This window comes from Janthinobacterium lyxosi (genome assembly GCF_051380665.1).
In the GTDB taxonomy this organism is placed as follows: Bacteria; Pseudomonadota; Gammaproteobacteria; order Burkholderiales; family Burkholderiaceae_D; genus Janthinobacterium.
In genome coordinates this window covers 64,898-87,124 of record NZ_JBNYXM010000014.1, presented here as the reverse complement: position 1 = coordinate 87,124, position 22,227 = coordinate 64,898, and the positions used below count along the sequence as shown (strand labels likewise).

The following is a 22,227-nucleotide window of genomic DNA, read 5'->3' as shown; positions in this document are numbered from 1 at the left end:
AGAATTTGGGCTGTGACCAAATTCTCACAAATTGTCACGAAAGCATCATGATTTCATTAAAGAATACAAGGCGTCCCGTTTTTTGGATTATTTGATTTGACAAGGCCATGCTTAAGGCTTAAATTCAATAAAAGACAAAAAACGGAACGTAGCGTATCAAAAACGATTTACGGAGACCACCATGAACTACCCTGTACCACACACCGACGCCGTCACCACCGACTTTCTGCAAGCGTTCGGCGATGCCTGGAACCGCCACGATATCGACGCCCTGATGGCCGCCATGGCGGACGACTGCGAATTCCACGCCGTGGCCGGCCCTGACCTGCTGGGCAAGAGTTTCATCGGCCGCGATGCTGTGCGCGCCGGCTTCGAGCTGGCCTGGCAAACCTTCCCCGATGCGGCCTGGCTCAACCCCGAGCACTTCGTCAGCGGCCAGCGCGGCGTGACGGAGTCGACCTTTGCCGGCACCAAGGCGGACGGCACGCGCATCGAGGCGCGCATGGTCGACATTTTCACTTTCCGCGACGGCAAGATCGCCGTGAAGAATGCCTTCCGCAAGGATCGCCCACCCGTAGCTACCGCCAACAAAGCCGTCTAAGCCAGCACGTTCACCAGGAATGACCATGAACAAACCTGTCGACACCCCGCCTGGCGTAATGGGCAGCAACAGCACCGCCGCCCGCACGCCCTACGATCCCGCCTTCGATCCGCTGGTGGCCCAGCGCCCCGGCCATGGCAATGCCTACGCGCCCACCTACTGGATCGGCACGGCCGGCGAGCCGCCCGCCGACGACGGCCCCATCACGCATGACATCGACGTCGACGTGGCCATCATCGGCTCGGGTTTTACCGGTCTCAGCTGCGCGATCTTCCTGGCCCAGGAACACGGCATCAAGGCCACCGTGCTGGAAGCGAACCGGGTCAGCTGGGGCTGCAGCACGCGCAACGGCGGCCAGGCCCAGTGCACGACGGGCCGCCTGAAGCGCTCGCAGTGGATAGAGCGCTATGGGCTGGACACGGCCCTGAAACTGCACGCGGAAGTGTGCGACGCGATGGAAACGTTCAAGAAGATCACGGCCGACATCGATTGCGACCCGCAGCCGGGCGGCCACCTGTACATCGCCCACAAGGCGAAAGCCATGCCCGCGCTGGAAAAAGAAGCCAAGGTCATGCGCGAGATCTTCAAGTACGACGCCCGCATCCTCGACGCCGACACCGTCAAGCGCGAATTCGTCGATGACAAGGAAGCGGCCGGCGCGCTGCACGAGCCGGAAGGCATCGGCATCCATGCGGGCAAGCTGGCTTTCGGCTACCTGCGCAAGGCGCGCGCGCTGGGCGCCAAGGTGCATCCATCGAGCCCCGTGATGGGCTGGGAAACGCGCAACGGCGTGCATTATCTGCAAACGCCGGGCGGCGTGGTGCGCGCCCGATCCGTGGCCGTGGCCACGGGCGGCTACACCTCGCCCCATCTGCATCCGCAAGTGAAGAACCGCCTGCTGCCGATTTTGTCGAACTCGCTCGTCACGCGTCCATTGACCCCGGCGGAAATCGAGGCGTGCAACTTCCGCACCCACCAGGTGATTACGGATACGCGCATCTTGCGCCACTACTACCGCTTGATGCCGGATAACCGCGTGCAGATCGGCAGCCGCAGCGCCATCACGGGCGCCGACGCACCGGACGACAAATACAAACAGTCTTTGATCAACGATCTGCACCGCAAGTTCCCCGCGCTGACGGGCATCGCCATCGATTACTCGTGGTGGGGCTGGGTCGACGTCAGCCACGACATGATGCCGCGCATCGTGCAGCCGGACCCGAAGCAATCAATCTTTTACTCGCTCGGTTACGGTGGCAACGGCGTCATGTACTCGGCGCAGGCGGGCCGGCGCATGGCCGAACGCATCGCCGGCAAGGCCAGCGACACGGGCTTGCCGATCTTCAATTCGAAACTGCCGTACCCGAACATGATGGAACTGGTCGAATCGCAAGCGTTCGCCCCGTTCCGCCGCCTGGGCCAGCGCTTCCTGTACCGCTGGTATCACTTGAAGGATGAAGTTTTCTAAAAGCAGCACTGTAGTTCAAGTCGCCGCATGAGCTGGCATCAGACCGGCCAGCGGCGCCATCCGCAAGGATGTTACTGCCCGAACGTTCACACATAACAATAACTTGGAGTGAGACATGAACACATACACGAGCAAAACCCCGAGCAAAACCACGGCATTTTCAACGATGCGCCGCGCCGTCCTCGGCACCCTGGTGCTGGGCGTGGTCGCCGCGTCCAGCGGTACGGCCTTTGCGCAAGGCAAGGAAGTGACGATTGCCTACCAGGAAATCAACGGTCCTTTCCTGGTGGCCATCGCCAGCGGCGAAGTTGAGAAAACCACCGGCTATAAAATCAACTGGCGCAAGTTCGATTCGGGCGCCAAGGTGGCCACCGGCATGGCTTCCGGCGACGTGCAGATCGGCGTCATCGGTTCCAGCCCCCTGACGGCGGCCGTCAGCCGCGGCGTCGACTTGCAGCTGTTCTGGATCATCGACGATATCAATGAAGCCGAAGCGATGGTGGCCCGCAATGGCGCCGGCATCAGCAAGCCCACCGACTTGCGCGGCAAGAAGATCGCCGTGCCTTTCGTTTCCACCACGCACTTCCACACCATGTTTGCGCTGGAAACGTGGGGCATCAAGCCCACGGAAGTGAAATTGCTCAACATGCAGCCGAACCAGATCGCCGCCGCCTGGGAGCGGGGCGACATCGACGCCGCCTTCGTGTGGGACCCGGCCTTGAGCAAGCTCAAGCAAAACGGCAAGGTGCTGGTGACCTCTGGCGAACTGAGCAAGAAGGGCAAGGCCACGTTTGATGGCATGGCCGTCGAGCGCGCCTGGGGCGAAGCGAACGCGGACTTCATGGCCAAGTTCGTCAAGGTGATGGCCGCTGCCGACGCCGACTACCGCGCCAATCCCAAGGCCTGGACCGTCGATTCGCCGCAAGTGAAAGCCAACGTCAAGCATTCGGGCGCGGCCGCCAAGGACGTGGCCGCTTCCGTGGCCCTGTACGCCTATCCATCGCTGCAGGAACAGGCCTCGCCGGCCTGGCTCGGTGGCGGCGCGAAGGGCGGCGTGGCGCAAGCCTTGCTGGCCACGGCGCAATTTTTGAAGGGCGAAGGCAAGATCGATACCCTGGCAACAGATTACGCCAAATATGTGACACCCAGGTATGCACAGGCCGCCGGCCTGCTGAAGTAAACGTTGTGCGATGGCGCGCCTGCGGGCGCGCTGACTGAACAGATGCGTTGAACTGAAGTACTACCTATGCGGGGACATCATGGAAAATCTGTACGTCAAGGATGTCAGCGTGATTTATCCGGGCAAGACGGCCGGTGAACGCGTACATGCCTTAAATAATATCAACCTGACCATCAATAGCGGCGACTTCGTCGTCGCGCTGGGCGCCTCCGGTTGCGGCAAGACAACCTTGCTGAGCCTGATGGCGGGCTTTATCGCCCCGTCCAAGGGTGAAATCATGCTCGGCGACAACAAGGTGGAAGGACCGGGCGCCGACCGTGGCGTGGTGTTCCAGAAACATGCCTTGTTGCCATGGCTGAACGTGATGGAAAACGTGGAATTCGGCCTGAAGCTGCAAGGCGTGGCTAAAGCCGTGCGGCGCGAACAGGCGGCGAAAAATCTGGCGCTGGTGGGCTTGAGGGACTTTCACGACAATATGATTTATCAATTGTCGGGCGGCATGCAGCAAAGGGTGGGCATCGCCCGTGCCCTGACCAGCAATCCCGCCATGCTGCTGATGGATGAACCGATGGCGGCGCTCGACGCGCTGACGCGCGAAACCATCCAGGAATTGCTGCTCGATATCTGGGCCAAGTCCAGCACCATGTTCTTCTTCATTACCCACAGCGTCGACGAGGCGCTGTTCCTGGCGAACCGCCTGATCGTCATGTCGCCCCGTCCGGGCCGCATCACGCACACGTATGAACTCGATTTCAACAAGCGCTTCCTCGAATGCCGCGATGCGCGCGCCGTGAAATCGAGCCCCGACTTCATCAAGATGCGTGAAACAGTGCTCAACATCATTTATGGCGACGAGCGCGCAATGAACCAAGAGCGCGCCGTCAATAAAGAGCTGGAGGTGTCCCATGCATAGCCCATCCGTCGTGGGATTTCCTCCCACCACCGCCAAGCGCGCCGGCTTTTTTGCGCGCCTGTTCGCTCCCCGCTGCGCCATGCCCGGCGAAGCGTTCGGCGCGCCGGGGCAGGGCAATTCCAGCCGCATCGCCACCGTCACCGTCATCGCCGTGCTGCTGCTGTGGTTCGCCGTGACGGCCAGCGGCATGGTGAAACCCCTGTTCCTGCCGTCGCCGCAAGCCGTGTACGAGAAATTCATCATGGCGGCCACCACGGGTTTCGGCGGCGCCACCTTGTGGGAACACACGGTCGCCAGCCTGGTGCGCGTGTTCGGCGCCTTTGGCCTGGCCTGCCTGTTGGCCATCCCGATCGGCGTGATGATGGGCGTCAATCGCGTGGCACGCGGCATCTTCGATCCCTTGATCGAGTTCTACCGTCCGCTGCCGCCCCTTGCTTACTTGCCACTGGTCATCATCTGGTTCGGCATCGGCGAATTCTCGAAGGTCTACCTGATCTTCCTGGCCATCTTCGCGCCAATGGCGATCGCGGCCCGCGCCGGCGTCAGCTCGGTGTCGCTGGAGCAAATCCACGCGGCTTACTCGATGGGCGCCACGCGTTTTCAGGTGATCGTGCACGTGATCTTGCGTGCCGCGATTCCGGAAATCCTCACCGGCATGCGCATCGGCATCGGCGTGGGCTGGACCACCCTGGTGGCGGGCGAGATGGTGGCAGCCACGCGCGGCCTCGGCTACATGGTGCTGAGCGCTTCCGAGTTCCTCGCCAGCGATGTGGTGATCATGGGCATCATCGTGATCGGTTTCTTTGCTTTCCTGTTTGATTTGATGATGCGCTACCTCGAACGTACCCTCGTGCCATGGAAGGGCAAGGTGTAAGACGTTCCCGGGAGCGGCGCGCACGCCACAAGTGTTGCCGCTGCTCCCACTTTTAACCGCCATACCCCGTACCTATCCTCCAGCGCGCTTGCCCCCTGGCTGCCGCGCCGGGCCGCTGCATTTCCAGATTGACTTATGGGATGCAGCCAACCAGACTGATTTGATGATGTATCGATGCTGCTTGACGGTGTTGCTCAAATAAAACAAAGCCGCGCGGCAGTCACCCGCCGCCGCAGGCCAGGGCGCACCGAGCTTCAGATATTACTAGGAGACAAAAATGATTAGCGACAACCATAACAACACGGGCTTGCAGCACTCGCTGAAGCAACGCCACATGAGCATGATCGCCATTGGCGGCGTGATCGGTGCCGGCCTTTTTGTCGGCAGCGGCGTCATCGCCAAGGCCGCCGGCCCGGCCGCCATCCTTTCCTTCTTGCTCACGGGCGGCCTGGTCGTCCTGATCATGCGCATGCTGGGCGAGCTGGCCTCGTCCCTGCCCGTGGTCGGCTCCTTCTATGAATATGCGCGCCTGGCCTTCGACGACAAGCCGAAAGTGTCGAAATTCCTCGGCTTCATGAGCGGCTGGATGTACTGGTATTTCTGGGTCGTCGTCGTCGCCCTGGAAGCCATCGCCGGCGCCAAGCTGGTCAACTTCTGGCTGCCCGACGTGCCATCGTGGGCTATCAGCCTGGTGCTGCTTGTCTCCATGACCGTGCTCAACCTGTTTTCCGTCAAGGCCTTCGGTGAATTCGAGTTCTGGTTCGCCTCGATCAAGGTGGTCGCCATCGTCGTTTTCCTGTTTGTCGGTGCCCTGTTCATCACGGGCAGCTTGCCCAACAGCATCCCGACCCTGGGCTTTTTGACCAGCAACGGTGGCTTCATGCCGCACGGCTGGGGACCGGTACTGAGTGGCGCCGTCGCCGCCACGGCCTTTTATTCGGGCGCCGAAATCGTCACCATCGCGGCCGCCGAAACGTCGGACCCGGCCAAGGCCATCGCCCGCGCCACCAATTCCGTCATCACGCGCGTGCTGATGTTTTATGTGGGGTCCATGTTTGTCGTCGTCTGCATCGTGCCCTGGGATTCGCCAGCTATCGCCACGCCTTTCGTCAGCGCCTTGAAAGTGATGAACATCCCGTACGCGGCCCACATCATGAACGCCATCATCCTGACGGCCGTGCTGTCGGCCTTGAATTCCAGCCTGTACGCCTCGTCGCGCATGATCTTTGCGCTGACGCGCCGCGGCGATGCCCCCACGGGCCTGGTCAAGCTGAGCAAGAATGGCGTGCCCATTCGCGCCATCCTGTTCAGCACCTTGTTCGCTTACTTCGCCATTGCCGTATCGTATGTGTCGGCCGACCTGGTGTTCCCCTTCATCGTCAATTCCTACGGCATCTTGATCCTGTTTGTGTACCTGCTGATTGCGATATCTCAATTGCGCCTGCGCCGCCGCCTGGAACGCGAATGTCCGGAACGCATCAAGGTACGCATGTGGCTGTTTCCCTACCTGACGTATTTCACCATCATCGCCATGCTGGTGATCCTCGGCGCCATGAGCGTGTCGTCCGATACGGAGCAGCGCGTGTCGTTCTGGTTCGGCCTGTTGAGCGTGGTCATCATGAGCGTCATGTACTACATCAAGAAGCTGGTCAACGATGACCGCAATGGCGGTGAAGCGGCCGACACCAAAGTGGAGCTCAAACATGTCTGACACGACCTTGTTGCCCGCAGGCCGACGCCGCTTCCTGCGCACGACGGCCGCCCTGGGCGCCGCCGCCGCTGCCGTAGTTCGGCCTGGGCCGGCGCTTGCTGCCTCCGTCACTTTGCCGTTTGAGAATGGCGAGCGCGAACTGGTGGCCTTCCCGCAAAAGCGCCCGCTGATCCTGCTGACCAGCCGTCCGCCCCAGCTGGAAACGCCGTTCAGCGTCTTCAATGAAGGCGCGATTACCCCCAATGACGCGTTTTTCGTGCGTTATCACTGGAGCGGCTTGCCCACCAGCATCGATGGTGACAGCTACCGCCTGCGTATCGGTGGCCTGGTCAAAACGCCTTTGGCGCTGTCGCTGGCGGAACTGAAACAGCTGGCCGAACCCGTCGACGTGGTAGCCGTGACGCAATGCTCGGGCAATAGCCGCGGTTTCTTTGCCCCGCGCGCGAACGGCGGGCAGCTGGGCAATGGCGCCATGGGCAATGCCCGCTGGACGGGGATACCCCTGAAAACCGTGCTGGAAAAGGCGGGTATTGCGGCCAGCGCCGTGCAAGTGGCTTTCAATGGCCTGGAAACGCCGCCCGTGGGCGACGGTCCCGACTTTCAAAAAGCCTTGTCCGTCGAGCACATCATGGCCGGCGACGTACTGCTGGCCTGGGCCATGAATGGCGAGGACATTCCTTTCCTCAACGGCTATCCGCTGCGCCTGATCGTGCCAGGCTATTACGGCACTTACTGGGTCAAGCACCTGAGCGACATCACGGTGCTGGACAAGCCCTTCGACGGTTTCTGGATGAGCACGGGCTACCGCATCCCCGATAACGGTTCCGGTTTCATCGAGCCGGGCGCGCCCGTCGGCAAGACGACGCCCATCAGCCGCCTCAACGTGCGCTCCTTCATTACCAGCGTGCAAGATGGCGCGCAAGTCAAGGCGGGGCGCGACCTGGCCCTGCGCGGCATCGCCTTCGACAGCGGCCATGGCATCAGCGAGGTAGCCGTGTCGTCTGACGGCGGGCAAAGTTGGCAGGAAGCAAAGCTGGGCAAGGACCTGGGGCGTTTCTCGTTCCGCGAGTGGACTACCGTGCTGAAAGCGCCGCGCAAGGGCAAGCATGTGCTGATGGTGCGCGCCGTCAACCGCATCGGCCAGAGCCAACCGATGAAAGCCCTGTGGAATCCCATGGGTTATATGCGCAACGTGGTGGAAACCACGCGCATCCAGGCAGTGTGAGGAGAATCATATGAAGATATTATTTGCCGCGCTGGCATTGTCGGCGGCGGGCGGCGCGTGCGCGCTGGAAATCCACTTGCCGCCGGAAACAGCGACCTACAAAGCCAGCGAATTGCCCGGCTACCAGCTGCTGCAGCGCAACTGCATGACGTGCCACGCGGCCCAGTATGCATCGAGCCAGCCGCCTGCCTCGCCGCGCGCGTATTGGGAAGCGACCGTCAAGAAGATGAAAAAACCGTTCGGCGCGCAGTTTGACGACGCGGACATGCCGGCCATGGTCGATTACCTGGTGAAAACCTATGGCGTGGAGCGGGGCGCCGCAGTACCTGCCGCGGCCGTCGCCAAACCCGTGGCAGCCGCTGTCCCGGCCGCCAGCGGCAAGGATGTCAAAACCTTGCTGGCGGCGAATGGCTGCATGGCATGCCACGCCCTCGACCAGAAGGTGGTTGGCCCCGGCTTTGCGGAAGTGGCAGCCAGATACAAGGGCAAGGACGGTGTCTCTGCCGTGGCGGCCAACATCCGCAGCGGCGGCGCCGGCAAATGGGGCCCCGTGCCCATGCCGCCCTTCAGCCAGCTCAGTGTAACTGAGGCGGCAAGCCTGGCGAAGTATGTGCTGAACAGATAAGTTCATCCTTGTCGCCGTTTTGCCGTGCGAAGGCGCATCTTTGCGTGCCGGACGCGCGGCAACCCCGTAATACCACTTGCCACCGCTCGCCCTGCGCGGTATTGCCCGCTGCCATCCTGCAGCGGTCTTCTTTTTACTTCCCTCATTCGCCGCCGCATCGCTTGACTATGCAGTGATTGCCCGCACTGGTATTGCAAAAAACGCCACTGCATAAAACCACTTGACTACCAATTTTCGGCGTCGCATTCTCTGTGCAGAAAGCCGATGCTTCGCTGCGCTTTCTTTACGTACAACATAAAAAGCTACTTCGATAGTTTTCGTATAACGTTCAGGAGACAATGTGAAGACACGGCAATCAAGTCGGCTGGCTACGCCATTCATGGCTGGCCTGCTGGGCAGCGCGCTGCTCGCTTGCGGCGGCAATTCCACCACCGAACCCCCATCGACCCTGCTGGCTACGACCACCGCCAGCGACAGTTGCGCGGCCTGGATCGCCGGCGCCGTCTACACGGCAGGGCAGTGCGCCGTCTACGACGGCAAGGTCTACCGCGCCAAATGGTGGGTGAAGGGCACGGCGCCGAGCAACGACCAATGGGGACCGTGGAGCCTCGATACCACCACACCGACCCCGACACCAACGCCCACCCCGACACCGACACCGACACCGACACCAGGCGTGCCCACCAGGGCCCAGGCCGAGGCCAACGAGGCGGCGCTGACGAATAACGATTTCTTCCGCAAGGTCAAGTCCTCGATCCGCACCCTGGGCAATACGGCCGTCGAGGCCGTGCAACCTGGCCTGGCCGGCAATCCGCTCAACGTCAAGCGCGTCGAACGCCTGCTGCCGGCGGCGAAATGGGATTACTATTTTTCCGCGCGCGACGCCAGCTACACCTACCTGCGCTTCCTGCAAGCCGTGGCCAAGTTCCCCGCCGTGTGCGATGACTACAGCGACGGACGCAATGCGGATGCCATCTGCCGCCACAGCCTGGCCACCATGTTCGCCCATTTCGGGCAGGAAACGGGCGACCATAACGCCAGCAGCCCTCTGCCGCAATGGCGCCAGGGCTTGAAGTATTTGCGCGAGCTGGGCTGCGACGAGACGGGCGCCGGCTGCGGCTACAACATCGAGTGCGCCGATCCCGTCTTCAACAAGGTGTGGACGTGCGGCAAGAATGCCGATGGCAGCTTCAAGAAGTATTTCGGCCGCGGCGCCAAGCAGCTTTCCTACAACTACAACTACGGTCCCTTCTCGCAAGCCATGCATGACGGCGACCAGTCCGTGCTGCTGAAGAACCCGGATCTCGTGGCCTCGACCTGGCTGAACCTGGCGTCGGCCACGTTCTTCTTTGTCTATCCGCAACCACCAAAACCATCGATGCTGCATGTGCTCGACGGCACGTGGGTGCCGAACGCGGCCGATACGACGGCGGGCGCGGGCAATAACTTTGCCACCACCATCATGATCATCAATGCCGAGTGCGGGCAGGGCACGGAAAAACAGGCTGCGCAAAACCGCATCGATTACTACAAGCAATTTGCCGCCGACATGGGTTGGGACTATTCCGGCGAACAATTGTCTTGCGCCAACATGCAGCGCTTCACCCCGGCCAGTTCCGCTTCCTACAACATCTATTGGGAAAAGAACTGGAGCGCCGGTGGCGACAACCAATGCCAGCTGGTCAGCTATCAAACCCCGTACAGCGCCTTGCTGGCCGGGAACTACGTGAAATGCGTGGAAGCCAACTGGAATGTGAAGTTGCAATAAAGCAAGTGCAGGAAAGCCAGCCGGGGATCACAGTTGACAAGAGCCCCTTGAGGGGCCTGCAACAAGCTCACAATGTACAACCATAACGGAGACCCATACCACATGAAATCGAATGCATTATTGATGGCCTTGCTCGGCGGCGTGCTCGTCGCTTGCGGCGGCGGCCAGGAAGGCACGACCGCCACGCCAAACACCTTGCTGGCCGCCGTCGAAGCGTGCGCCGTCTGGGATGCCGCCACCGTCTACACGGGCGGCCAGTGCGTGCTTTACCAGGGCGTTACCTACAAGGCCAAGTGGTGGACGCAGGGCAATGTTCCCAGCGCTACCGACCAGTGGGGTCCGTGGGCCGTGACGGATACGCCGACACCAACGCCGACACCAACTCCAACGCCAACGCCAACTCCAACTCCAACTCCAACTCCGACACCGACACCGACACCGACACCCACGCCCACGGCTTGCCGTCCGGACGGCTTGATCTCGGCCGTGCCGAATGTGCCGTATTGCAAGGTGTACGACGCGAATGGCCGCGAAGTGCTGGGTAATGGCTTGAACCGGCGCATCGTCGGCTATTTCGCCAGCTGGCGCACGGGCGTCGATGGCAGTCCTACGTATCTGGTGAACAACCTGCCGTGGGACAAGATCACCCACCTGAACTATGCGTTTGCCTCCGTCGACCCGGCCACCTCGAAGATCGCCATCGGCAGCGGCACGGCCAATCCTGACACGGGCCTGACCTGGCCCAACGTGCCGGCGGCGGCCATGGACCCGTCCCTGCCGTACAAGGGCCACTTCAACTTGCTGGCGCAATACAAGAAGAAGTATCCGGGCGTGAAACTGATGATTTCCGTGGGTGGCTGGGCTGGCAGCGGCGGCTTCTACACGGCCACGACGAATGCGGACGGCAGCGTCAACACGGCCGGCATCAATACGCTGGCCGATTCCATGGTGGCGTTCGTGCGCCAATACAACTTCTTCGATGGCGTCGATGTCGATTACGAACACCCGACCACCAACAATGAAGCGGGTAATCCGAACGACTTCGCCGTCTCGAAACCGCGCCTGGCGGGTCTGATGACGAGCTACAACGTGCTGCTGAAAGTGCTGCGCCAGAAGCTCGACGAAGCGGCGGTGCAGGACAATAAATACTATCTGCTCACCATCGCCGGTTCCGCCTCGGGCTGGGTCTTGCGCGGCGAGGAAAATATGTCGGGATTGAAATATCTCGATTACGCCAGCCTGATGTCGTACGACTTGCACGGCGCGTGGAACCAGTATGTGGGGCCGAACGCGGCGCTGTTTGACGACGGCAACGATGGCGAACTGCGTGCCGGCAACGCCTACCAGTACCAGAATATCGGTTACCTGAATACGGACTGGGCCTATCGCTACTACCGTGGCGCCATGCAGGCGGGACGCATCAATATCGGCGTGCCGTTCTATACGCGGGGCTGGAAGGACGTGACGGGCGGCACGAACGGCCTGTGGGGCACGACGCCACTGATCAGCTCCACCATCACCTGCGCCGGCACCAAGACGTGCGGCACGGGCGCCACCGGCATCGACAACGTGTGGTTCGACCTCGATACGCAAGGCAAGCCCACGCCGGGCGGTGGCAACCCCATCTGGCATGCGCTGAACTTGCAGAACGGCATCGTGCCGAGCTACCTCGATGCGTATAAAGTCACGGACAAGGCGCTGGTAGGCACCTATGTGCCGTACTACAGCAGCACCATGGTGGCGCCGTGGCTGTGGAATGCGAGCAAAAAAGTGTTCATTTCCACGGAAACCACGCAGTCGATCGCGGCCAAGGCCCAGTACATCGTCAACAACAATATCGGCGGCGTGATGATCTGGGAAATGGCGGGCGACTATGCCTGGGATGCCACGCGCAATGGCGGCAAGGGCGAGTATTTCATGGGCACCACCCTGACGGACGTGCTGTACCAGGCCTTCCGCACGGCTGGCGTGTATGGCAACAAGCGCGCCGAAATTGCCATGCCGGGCACGGCGGCCAACGTCAGCATCACCCTCGGTGGCTGGAAGCTGGGCGACAACAACTTCCCCATCAACCCGGTGATGACGGTGAAGAACAACACCACGTCGACCCTGCCCGGCGGCACCGTGGTGGAGTTCGATTATCCCGTCTCGGCGCCATCGGACATGAGCGACCAGTCCGGCTTTGGCTTGACGGTGATTAATGCGGGCTACACGGGGCCGAACAATATCGGCGGCTTCACGAAGAACTACAATCGGGCCCGCTTTGCGATTCCTGCCTGGCAATCGCTGGCGCCGGGCGGCTCCGTGGTGCTGACATTGAATTACCGCTTGCCGATCTCGGGACCGGCCAACTACACGGTCACCGTGGGCGGCACCAAGTATGCGCTGACGCAAGAGTACCCGGAATTGCCGGTGGCATTACCGTAAGGCGATGATACGGTAGTGTCAACAGGGAAGGGCGGAACCGCGGTTCCACCCTTTTTAGTTTTTACCGCTGATCCCGGTTAGAACCAGGTTTCCACCTGGAAACCGTAAGAGGTGCCGCTGGTATTGTTGTTGTAGATCGGGCCGCCGTTGTTCGACGCATTGACCGAGGCGGTGGCCGCATCGTTCCATTTGCCGTACGTCACAAAAGCGCGCAGTTCAGGACGCGACCACAGGCCAGGACCGGCGGAGATCGTCGGTGCGATGGTCAGCTTGGTCAAACGCTTGGCCGGCAAGCCGCCCGCTTGCGTCACGCGATCCGTGCCCAGTTCGCCCACCAGCTTGAAGTTGTCGGTGAACGCGTACACGGGACGCACGCCAACCGAGGTCCAGGTCGAGGAACCATTGGCATTCGACTCGTCTTTTTGCCACAGGGCGACGAATTCCATGCCGAAGTTGGCCATCGGCTGGATCGCCATGTCATTGAAGATGCGCGTGCGCTTGCGGTCCGAACCGTAGCCGGTGTCGCCCGAGGCGCCGAACTGGCCGTTGCCCGCACCGCCGACACCAGGACCGACGCCGTACTGCACGCCGAAGGTATTGCCGCCGCCGAAGACTTTCGCTTGACGGTGGAATGCCGACAGCTGCCAGCCGTTATTGCGCTTGCCCAGAATGGCATCATCCTTGCCTTCGCCGATGATGTAGGTCGCGGCCAGATCCAGCGTGCCATTGGTGTTGACAGGAATTTCACCGTAGATGAAGTTCTGGCGTACGGCAGATTTGGTGCCCAGGTAGGAACCCGGTACGCCGCTGCGCGTGCCTTTGTCGTCATCGCGCTGGGCGATATCGTTGTCCTTGAAGAAGGCATACGAGAATTTACCCGGACCCGCAGGAATACGGTCCAGGCCGGCGCCCGTGCCGTTCATATTGATGTACTGCAGATCCAGCATGTGGATGTCAGGACGGTAGTAGAAGCGTTTACCGATCCAGGCCGTGCCGCCGTTCAGGAAGTCGAGTCCTTGCGCTTCGACATAGGCCTTGACGATACCCAGCTTGTTGTCGCCGAAATCGGAATTCGGTGCGTAGGCGTTGACCCAGATGGTTGCCAGGTAGTTCACGCCGCCGGACTTGGCGACGGACTTGGTGTAGCCGAATTCCGTGTAGGCGTCGCACTCATTGCCCAGACGGTATTTCATGGTATTGCCACCCAGGCCGAAGCAGCCTTGCGAACCGCCACCGCCGGAGGTGTTGCTGCCGGCGCCGGCGCGCAGGTAGCCGTGGAAGCCTTCGGCATCGCCTGGGTACATGGGATCGGCCATGGCGGAAGCGCTGGCGATGGCCAGGAGCAGGGCAGGTAAGATTTTCAATGCAGTACGGTTCATGCGGTCTCCAGAAGAATGTAGGTGGTAGCGCTGGCGCCCCGGAGGACGGCCATCGCATACGGTCTAATGCCGAAAACTAAGTCTAGCAGCGCTTTTTTAAGCACCCTGATACAAAACAGACAAGTGACGATACTTTCTTTCAGAGTGTTGTTTTTACTGCATATCGATACTCTCGCGCATAGTGGGCCTGCAAAAGAGTATCGAATTGCGGTTTTGAAGTATCAGAAAGTATCAAAGTCCGGTGCTACATTGTGGTCGTGGTGCCAAGTATCTGAGCATTGCCAACGACAAAAAACACTGGAGACACACAATGAAACGTTCCGCCATTGCCGCGCTGTGCGCCGGCGCCTTCTGCTTCGCTTCGCCCGCCTTTGCCGCCACCGACCTGGTCATCGCCACCGTCAACAACGGCCACATGATCGAAATGCAAAAGCTCAGCAAGTTCTTCGAGCAAGCCAATCCCGACATCAAGCTCAAATGGGTGACCCTGGAAGAGGGCGTCTTGCGCCAGCGCATGACCACCGATATCGCCACCAAGGGCGGCCAGTTCGACGTGATGACCATCGGCCTGTATGAAACGCCCATCTGGGGCAAGAAAAACTGGTTGATCCCCATCAAGCCGGACGCCAAATACGATATCGACGACTTGCTGCCCGCCATCCGCGAGGGCCTGTCCGGCGATGGCAAGCTGTACGCGTCGCCGTTCTATGGCGAAAGCTCGATGATCATGTACCGCAGCGACCTGGTGAAAAAGGCCGGCGTGACGATCGAGGACCGCCCCAGCTGGAACCAGTTGCGCGACGTGGCGGCCAAGCTGCACGATCCGGCCAACGGCGTGTACGGCATTTGCCTGCGCGGCAAGCCGGGCTGGGGCGACAACATGGCCCTGATCACCACCATGGCCAATTCCTATGGCGGCCAGCTGTTCGACATGCAATGGAAGCCGCAATTTACCAGCAAGCCGTGGAAGGATGCGGTCACCATGTATGTCGACCTGATGAAGAAATACGGCCCGCCGGGCGCAGCCGCCAACAGCTTCAATGAAAACCTGGCGCTGTTCAACCAGGGCAAGTGCGGCATCTGGATCGACGCGACGATTGCCGCCTCCTTCATCACGGACCCCAAGCAAAGCAAGGTGGCCGACAAGGTGGCGTTCGCCCAGTCGCCCATCGGCGTGACGGAGCGGGGCGCCAACTGGCTGTGGATCTGGTCGCTCGCCATACCCGCGAGTTCGAAGCACCCGAATGAAGCGCAGCGCTTCATCAACTGGGCCACGTCGCCCGATTACGTGAAACTGGTGGCCAAGGAAACGAGCTGGGCCAACGTGCCGACGGGCACGCGCAAGTCGACGTATGCCAGTCCCGAGTTCCAGAAAGTGGCGAAATTCGCCGCCGCCGAAGGCAAGGCACTGGCCACCACGCGCGCCGTGCAAAGCACCTTGCCGCCGTCGCCTTACGTGGGTGTGCAATTTGCGTCGATTCCCGAATTCCAGGTGATCGGCGTGGCGGCCGGCCAGCAGATGGCGGCAGCGCTGCTGGGCAAGGTGACGGTGGACCAGGCGCTGGAATTGTCGCAGCAGACGGCGGAAAGAGAAATGCGTAAAGGCGGCTATTACAAGTAAGAGGATAGCCTGACCAAACCTACTGCGCGTCGCGCTTTGCGGCCGGCGATGCTCACCGTACTAGAGTACGGTTGCGCTTCTCGGCCACAAATCACTGCCGCTCGCTACGGTTTTGTCAGGCATCTATGCTGTGCTGTCTGGTTTGTAAAACAGGTGACGTGGCTGGTCTTGCTATTGCGTCAGATCAATCACTCACCTCACGTCCCAAGAGAAATCCTATGAAACGCATTATCCCCCGGACTTTGCTGACACCGGCCGTGGTCGCCGTCTCCGTCATTTCCGTGATTCCGTTGTTGATCACGCTGTATTACGCGTTCGTGCGCTATTCCATGCTCGATCCGAGCGGCCATCCTTTCCATGGCCTGGCCAATTTTCACTTTTTCTTTACCGATGCCTCGTTCCTGCCCGCCTTGCAGAACACTTTTACTCTGCTGTTTTCCGTCATGCTGATCACCGTGGTGCTGGACACGGCGCTGGGGCTGCTGATCAATGAAGCGTTCCCGGGGCGCGCCATCGTGCGCGTGCTGCTGATTTCGCCGTTTCTCGTCATGCCGGCCGTGAATGCGCTGATGTGGAAAAACATGCTGCTCAACCCGATCTACGGCCTGTTCGCGCAGATCAGCCTGTTCTTTGGCGCCACGCCCGTCGACTGGCTGTCGGCCCACCCCCTGTTTTCCATCATCATGATGGTCTCGTGGCAATGGCTGCCATTTGCCTGCCTGATCTTCATGACGGCCCTGCAATCGATGGACCGCGAGCAGCTGGAAGCGGCGCGCATGGATGGCGCCACCTATCTGCAGCAGTTGCGCTACCTCTACATTCCCCACCTGGGCCGCGCCGTCTCGGTGGTGCTGATGATCGAGATGATCTTCCTGTTGTCGATCTTTGCGGAAATCTTCACCACCACGGGCGGCGGTCCCGGCTTCGACACGACCACCATCACCTTCATGATTTATCAACAGGCACTGCTGTCGTATGACGTGGGAGCGGCCTCGGCCGGTGCGCTGTTTGCCGTGCTCATCGCCAACATCGCCGCCTTCTTCCTGATGCGCGTCATCGGCAAGAATCTGTCGAAATAAGGAGACCTTGATGCATAGCAAACTCAATTTGTATGGCCGCACGGCCGCCGCCTGGCTGTGCGCGCTGCTGCTGTTCTTTCCCATCTTCTGGCTGGGCCTGATGGCCTTCAAGACGGAAGGGCAAGCCATTTCCACGCCACCGCTGCTGTTCTTCACACCCACACTCGACAGCTTCCGCGAAGTGCTGGCGCGCGACAATTACTTTGGCTACGCCTGGAACTCGCTGTTTACCAGCGTGGTGTCGACGGCCATAGGCCTCCTGATCGCCATTCCGGCCGCGTATTCGATGGCTTTCTTTCCCACGAGCGGCACTATCGGCTTGCTGAAATTCATGCTCAGCTCGCGCTACATGCCCGGCGTGGGCGCCTTGATGCCGATCTATATCTGCTACCAGTATTTCGGCCTGCTCGACACGCGCATCGGCCTGACCATCATGTTCATGCTGATGAATTTGCCCATCATGATCTGGCTGCTGTACACCAGCATGAAGGAGCTGCCGCGCGAAATCCTGGAAGCGTCGCGCATGGATGGCGCCACCGTGTGGGATGAATTCCGCCACGTCGTGCTGCCCCTGTCCGTGGGCGGCATCGCTTCCACTGCCCTGGTGTGCATGGTGTGGTCGTGGAATGAATCGTTCTGGTCGCTGAACCTGGGCGCTTCCAATGCGGGCACCCTGGCCTGGCTGATCGCCTCGTATTCCAGCCCGGAAGGACTCTTCTGGGCGAAATTGTCGGCCGCTTCGCTGATGGCCATCGCGCCCATCATGGCGCTGGGCTGGTTTTGCCAGAAACAACTCGTGCAAGGCATGACCTTTGGCGCTGTTAAGTAAACATTATTGGATGACATCATGGCTTACCTTCAACTGAGCAATATCGAGAAATTCTTTGGCGAACACCGCGCCATCAAGGGCATCGACCTGGACATCCAACAAGGCGAATTCGTCGTCTTCGTGGGGCCGTCAGGTTGCGGAAAATCAACCCTACTGCGCCTGATCGCGGGCCTGGAGCCGATCGACGACGGCAAGCTGTCGCTCGACGGGCGCGACATCACGAATCTGCCGTCGTCCAAGCGCGACCTGGCAATGGTGTTCCAGTCGTATGCGCTGTACCCGCACATGACGGTGTTCCAGAACATGTCGTTCGCGCTGAAGCTGGCCGGCGTCGATCCTGCCATCATCCGCGAGAAAGTCGACAAGGCGGCCGCCATCCTCGACCTGGGGAAATACCTGGAGCGCACGCCGAAGGAGCTGTCTGGCGGCCAGCGCCAGCGCGTGGCCATCGGCCGCGCCATCGTGCGCGACCCGAAGGTGTTTTTGTTCGATGAACCGCTGTCGAACCTCGACGCGGCCCTGCGCGTGCAGACGCGCATCGAGATCGCCAAGCTGCACCGCGAGCTGGGCGCCACCACCATCTATGTCACGCACGACCAGGTGGAAGCGATGACTCTGGCCGACCGCGTGGTGGTGCTGCGCGACGGGCAGATCGAGCAGCATGGCTCGCCATTGGAACTGTATGACCGCCCCGCCAATCGCTTTGTCGCGCAATTCATCGGCACGCCCAGCATGAACGTGGTGCCCGCCGATGCGGCGCCGCAGTTGCTGACGCAGGCGGGCAGCGCGGCACAGGCCGACGGTTTTGTCGGCATTCGCCCCGAGCACGTGCACCTGGGGGCGGCGCAGCCGGGCAGCGTGCCCGTCACCGTCGACCTGGTGGAATCGCTGGGCGTGGAAACGCTGACCTATGTGCGCTTGCCGAACAATGTGCAAGTAGTCTCGCGCGGTGCCGAGCGCAGCAGCCTGCAGCCGGGCCAGCAGACGCACCTGACCTTCGAGCCGGGTTTCGTGCATTATTTTGACCGCGCCGGCAAGACCTATGCGGCAGCGAAAGGAGGGCTGTAATGGACGCCATCGCATTGAACCAGGCGAATCTGGCGCAGCTGCCAGCCAACGTTGCCGTGCCCGCGTATGCGCGCGGCGCCCACGTGGCCAGCATCGTGCATATCGGCGTGGGCGGCTTTTTCCGTGCCCACCAGGCCGTGTACCTCGACGATTTGCTGGCCTTGCCCGGCAATGAGCAATGGGGCTATTGCGGCGTGGGCTTGCTGCCGCATGATGCGGCCATGCGCGACGCCATGCAGGCGCAGGACGAGCTGTACACGGTGGTCGAGCGCAGCGCGGCCGGCGACTCGGCGCGCATCATCGGCAGCATCGGCGAGTATCTGTATGCGCCCGACGAGCCGCAAGCCGTGCTGGAAAAGCTGGCCGACCCTGGCACGCGCATCGTCGCGCTGACCATCACCGAGGGCGGCTACTATGTCAACCAGGGTACGGGCGAGTTTGACGCCGGTCATGCCGATATCGTGCATGAACTGGCGCACCCGCAGGCGCCGCGCTGCTCGTTCGGCTACCTGGCCGCCGCCCTGGCCCTGCGCCACCAGCGGGGACTGGCGCCGTTTACCATCATGTCCTGCGATAACCTGCAAAACAATGGCGACGTGGCGCGCACGATGCTGCTGGCCTTTGTCGCTCTGCGCGACGGGGAACTGGCGCGCTGGCTGGCCACGCATGGCAGCTTCCCCAACAGCATGGTCGACCGCATCACGCCAGCCACCACCGATGAACACCGGGCGCTGCTGCGCGACAGCTTTGGCATCATCGATGCCTGGCCCGTGGTGTGCGAACCGTTCCGCCAGTGGGTCATCGAAGACGAATTCCCGCACGGCCGGCCGGCCTGGGAAAAGGTGGGCGCGCAGATGACGCACGACGTGCTGCCGTATGAAAAGATGAAGCTGCGCCTCTTGAATGCCAGCCACCAAGCCCTGTGCTACATTGGCATGCAGCTCGGTTACACGTATGCGCATGAGGCGATGGCCGACCCTGGCATCCGCCAGCTCGTGCGGCGCATGATGGATGACGAGGTCACGCCTCTGCTCGACGAAGTGGAGGGCATAGCCCTGGACAGCTACAAAGACACCCTGATCGAGCGCTTCTCGAATCCGGCCGTGTGCGACCAGCTGGTGCGCATCGGCACGGAAGGTTCGGCGCGCATCCCGAAATTCGTGCTGCCATCCGTGCGCGAAGCGCTGGCCCGGGGTGGCGCCATCACGCTGCTGGCCTTCACGGTGGCGTGCTGGTTCCGTTACCTGGAAGGCCACGACGAGCAGGGACGCGAGATGCCACTGAACGACCCGTATGCGGCGCGCCTGCGCGCGCTGGCGCTGCAAGGCGGGGCGGACGCTACGGCGCTGCTGTCCCTGCGCGAGCTGTTCGGCGACCTCTGCGACACGCCCCCGTTCACGCAGGCGGTGGGCGAGGCGCTGGCCAGCCTGTATGGGCTGGGTGCGCGCGCGGCGCTGGAACAGAGCGTGGCCTGACGGGGAGGGCGCGCCATGCCACGCAAAGCCGATGCTGTCTTGCCGCAGATGGAGCTGGAACAGCAGCGCGACGCCACGCCCGGCTTCGAGCCGAAAGGCAGTTTCGGCTTCATCCGCTACCTGGAGCACGGCTTTCCAAATGCGCTGGTGCGCTGGCACTATCACGACGAGTACGAACTGCACCTGATCGTCGAGACGAGCGGCAAGGTTTTTGTTGGCGACTACATCGGCCAGTTCACGCCCGGCCACCTGGTGTTGACGGGGCCGCGCGTGCCGCACAACTGGGTCTCGCTCGACACGCCGCCCGAAGGCGTGGCCTTGCGCGACATGGTGATCCAGTTTTCGCATGCGCCGCTCGCTTCGATGGCCGCCGTCATCCCGGAGTTGAAAGGGATTTTCCCGTTGCTGCAGCGCGCCTTGCACGGCGTGGAGTTTTTTGGCGTCAGCGAGCAGTCGCTGCGGCGCTTCCAGCGCATCCGCGACAGCAGCGGCCTGCCGCGCTTCATCGAATTTTTGACACTGCTGGGGGAACTGGCGCAGACCAGCGATTACCAATTGCTGTCGACGGTGCCGATGCAGTCGAGCGACGACGACGTGGCCCTGGCGCGCATCAGTTCGGCCATCAACTTCATCGTGCACAATTACAGCAGCCAGTTTTCGCTGAAACAACTGGCCGAGCAGGTGGACATGCCCGAGCGGACGTTTTCGCGCTTCTTTCGCAGTGCCACGGGCAACAGCTTCACGGACTTCGTCAACCGCCTGCGCATCAACAAGGCGTGCCAGCTGCTGATGGAGACGGAGCGCTATGTCAGCAACATCTGCTACGAGGCGGGTTTTAATAACGTGGCCAATTTCAACCGGCGCTTCCTGGAATTGAAGGGCATGACGCCGAAGGAGTTTCGCCAGCAGGCGCTGGGCCGTTTTGGCGCATGAGGCTTTTTGAGGTACATTGGGTGGCACAGGCGGGGACAGCCTGGGAGAGGCAAGCATGGAACACCTGTGGCAGAAGGACAGCGAGCGCAAGGCGCCTGAACTGGAACGCGAAAGCTATGATGGCATCATCAATTACCTGGAACATGGCTATCCCAGCTCGCGCGTGCGTTGGCACTGCCATGAAGAGTATGAGCTGCACCTGATCGTCGCCACCAGCGGGCGATTGTTCGTGGGCGACTATATCGGCGAATTTTCGCCCGGCCACCTGGTGCTGACGGGCCCGCGCCTGCCGCACAACTGGATTTCCAACGTGCTGCCGGAAGGCGGCGTGGCCCTGCGCGACATGATCGTGCAATTCGCCCATGCGCCGCTGACGGACGCCGCGCGCGTTATCCCCGAATTGCGCGAGCTGCTGCCCCTGCTGGAACGCTCCAGCTATGGCGTGGAGTTTTTTGAGATGGGAGCGGAAGCGGAGCGGCACCTGGCGCGCATCGGCGCCACGCATGGCGCCGAGCGTTTCGCCGAATTCGTGCAATTAATGAGCAAGCTGGCGCGCACGGCCAATTACCGCTTGCTGTCGAGCGCCTCGCTGCGCTCGTACGACGATGACGCCACCCTGGCCAAGGTCAATTCCGTCCTCAATTACATCACGGACAATTACCGCGAGCCGATTTCGGCGGAAATGCTGGCCGAGCAGGTGGGCATGTCGCTGAGTAAATTCTCGCGCTTCTTCCGCAAGGCGACGGGCAACAGTTTTACGGATTTCATCAGCCGTTTGCGCATCAACAAAGCCTGCCAGCTGCTGATGGATACCGATCACTATGTGTCGAACGTCTGCTACGACGTGGGTTTCCAGAACGTGGCCAATTTCAACCGCCGCTTCCTGCACGTGAAGGGCGTCACGCCGAAGGAATTCCGGCGCCAGGCCGATGGCCGCTTTGGCGGCATCGGCGGGCCTGTTGCGGATACGCCACTGGCGTGAAGGCTGTCATTGGCTTGTCACTTTGAACAGTTACTCTCCACGGTTAAATCCACCCACCTTAGCCGAGGA

18 protein-coding genes are annotated in these 22,227 nt (G+C 61.3%); 17 read left to right on the top strand and 1 reads right to left on the bottom strand.

The window, feature by feature from the left end; genetic code table 11:
* The first annotated feature begins 181 nt into the window (after positions 1–181).
* The 10 genes from ACQ4WP_RS16765 (at position 182) to ACQ4WP_RS16720 (ending at position 12,792) form a co-directional block, all read left to right on the top strand.
* A complete protein-coding gene (locus tag ACQ4WP_RS16765) occupies positions 182–601 on the top strand; it encodes a nuclear transport factor 2 family protein (protein WP_436522535.1) in 420 nt (139 codons plus the stop codon).
* Positions 602–659: 58 nt separating this feature from the next.
* Positions 660–2,069: an NAD(P)/FAD-dependent oxidoreductase gene (locus ACQ4WP_RS16760; protein ID WP_436522651.1), complete on the top strand. Its 1,410-nt coding sequence runs from the start codon at positions 660–662 to the stop codon at positions 2,067–2,069.
* A gap of 115 nt (positions 2,070–2,184) precedes the next feature.
* Positions 2,185–3,249 carry a taurine ABC transporter substrate-binding protein gene (gene tauA, locus ACQ4WP_RS16755; protein WP_436522533.1) on the top strand — a complete coding sequence of 355 codons (1,065 nt, stop codon included), beginning with the start codon at positions 2,185–2,187 and terminating at the stop codon, positions 3,247–3,249.
* Positions 3,250–3,328: 79 nt separating this feature from the next.
* Entirely contained in the window at positions 3,329–4,162 is an 834-nt protein-coding gene (locus ACQ4WP_RS16750) for a taurine ABC transporter ATP-binding protein (RefSeq protein ID WP_436522531.1), read from the top strand.
* A gap of 79 nt (positions 4,163–4,241) precedes the next feature.
* Positions 4,242–5,036 carry an ABC transporter permease subunit gene (locus tag ACQ4WP_RS16745; protein WP_436522649.1) on the top strand — a complete coding sequence of 265 codons (795 nt, stop codon included), beginning with the start codon at positions 4,242–4,244 and terminating at the stop codon, positions 5,034–5,036.
* A 277-nt stretch (positions 5,037–5,313) separates the two neighbouring features.
* On the top strand, positions 5,314–6,747 hold the full coding sequence (locus tag ACQ4WP_RS16740; protein ID WP_436522529.1) for an amino acid permease: 1,434 nt from the start codon (positions 5,314–5,316) through the stop codon (positions 6,745–6,747).
* Complete coding sequence (sorA, locus tag ACQ4WP_RS16735) at positions 6,740–7,972, top strand: SorA family sulfite dehydrogenase catalytic subunit (protein WP_436522527.1); 1,233 nt, start codon at positions 6,740–6,742, stop codon at positions 7,970–7,972. Before ACQ4WP_RS16740 ends, sorA begins: the two co-directional genes overlap by 8 nt.
* Before the next feature lie 10 nt (positions 7,973–7,982).
* On the top strand, positions 7,983–8,597 hold the full coding sequence (gene sorB, locus ACQ4WP_RS16730) for a SorB family sulfite dehydrogenase c-type cytochrome subunit (protein ID WP_436522525.1): 615 nt from the start codon (positions 7,983–7,985) through the stop codon (positions 8,595–8,597).
* Between the two features lie 340 nt (positions 8,598–8,937).
* Positions 8,938–10,365, top strand: coding sequence for a glycoside hydrolase family 19 protein (locus ACQ4WP_RS16725; protein ID WP_436522523.1), 1,428 nt, complete (start codon positions 8,938–8,940; stop codon positions 10,363–10,365).
* 102 nt (positions 10,366–10,467) lie between these two features.
* Complete coding sequence (locus ACQ4WP_RS16720; protein WP_436522521.1) at positions 10,468–12,792, top strand: chitinase C-terminal domain-containing protein; 2,325 nt, start codon at positions 10,468–10,470, stop codon at positions 12,790–12,792.
* Positions 12,793–12,869: 77 nt separating this feature from the next.
* Here ACQ4WP_RS16720 and ACQ4WP_RS16715 read toward each other — a convergent pair whose 3' ends face one another.
* Positions 12,870–14,171 carry a maltoporin gene (locus ACQ4WP_RS16715; protein WP_436522519.1) on the bottom strand — a complete coding sequence of 434 codons (1,302 nt, stop codon included), beginning with the start codon at positions 14,169–14,171 and terminating at the stop codon, positions 12,870–12,872.
* A gap of 310 nt (positions 14,172–14,481) precedes the next feature.
* On the opposite strand from ACQ4WP_RS16715, the gene ACQ4WP_RS16710 reads away from it, so the two are divergent.
* The 7 genes from ACQ4WP_RS16710 to ACQ4WP_RS16680 all read left to right on the top strand — a co-directional run bounded on the left by ACQ4WP_RS16710 (position 14,482) and on the right by ACQ4WP_RS16680 (position 22,158).
* A complete protein-coding gene (locus ACQ4WP_RS16710) occupies positions 14,482–15,792 on the top strand; it encodes an ABC transporter substrate-binding protein (protein WP_436522517.1) in 1,311 nt (436 codons plus the stop codon).
* Between the two features lie 218 nt (positions 15,793–16,010).
* A complete protein-coding gene (locus tag ACQ4WP_RS16705) occupies positions 16,011–16,871 on the top strand; it encodes a carbohydrate ABC transporter permease (RefSeq protein ID WP_436522515.1) in 861 nt (286 codons plus the stop codon).
* 10 nt (positions 16,872–16,881) lie between these two features.
* The gene (locus ACQ4WP_RS16700; protein ID WP_436522513.1) at positions 16,882–17,700 is read left to right on the top strand and encodes a carbohydrate ABC transporter permease; all 819 of its coding nucleotides are present in this window, start codon (positions 16,882–16,884) and stop codon (positions 17,698–17,700) included.
* Between the two features lie 18 nt (positions 17,701–17,718).
* Positions 17,719–18,768: an ABC transporter ATP-binding protein gene (locus ACQ4WP_RS16695; RefSeq protein WP_436522511.1), complete on the top strand. Its 1,050-nt coding sequence runs from the start codon at positions 17,719–17,721 to the stop codon at positions 18,766–18,768.
* Positions 18,768–20,243, top strand: a complete 1,476-nt coding sequence (locus tag ACQ4WP_RS16690; protein WP_436522509.1) for a mannitol dehydrogenase family protein — start codon at positions 18,768–18,770, stop codon at positions 20,241–20,243. Before ACQ4WP_RS16695 ends, ACQ4WP_RS16690 begins: the two co-directional genes overlap by 1 nt.
* A gap of 15 nt (positions 20,244–20,258) precedes the next feature.
* A complete protein-coding gene (locus ACQ4WP_RS16685) occupies positions 20,259–21,176 on the top strand; it encodes a helix-turn-helix domain-containing protein (protein WP_436522507.1) in 918 nt (305 codons plus the stop codon).
* A 55-nt stretch (positions 21,177–21,231) separates the two neighbouring features.
* Positions 21,232–22,158 carry a helix-turn-helix domain-containing protein gene (locus ACQ4WP_RS16680; protein ID WP_436522505.1) on the top strand — a complete coding sequence of 309 codons (927 nt, stop codon included), beginning with the start codon at positions 21,232–21,234 and terminating at the stop codon, positions 22,156–22,158.
* Positions 22,159–22,227 lie beyond the last annotated feature (69 nt).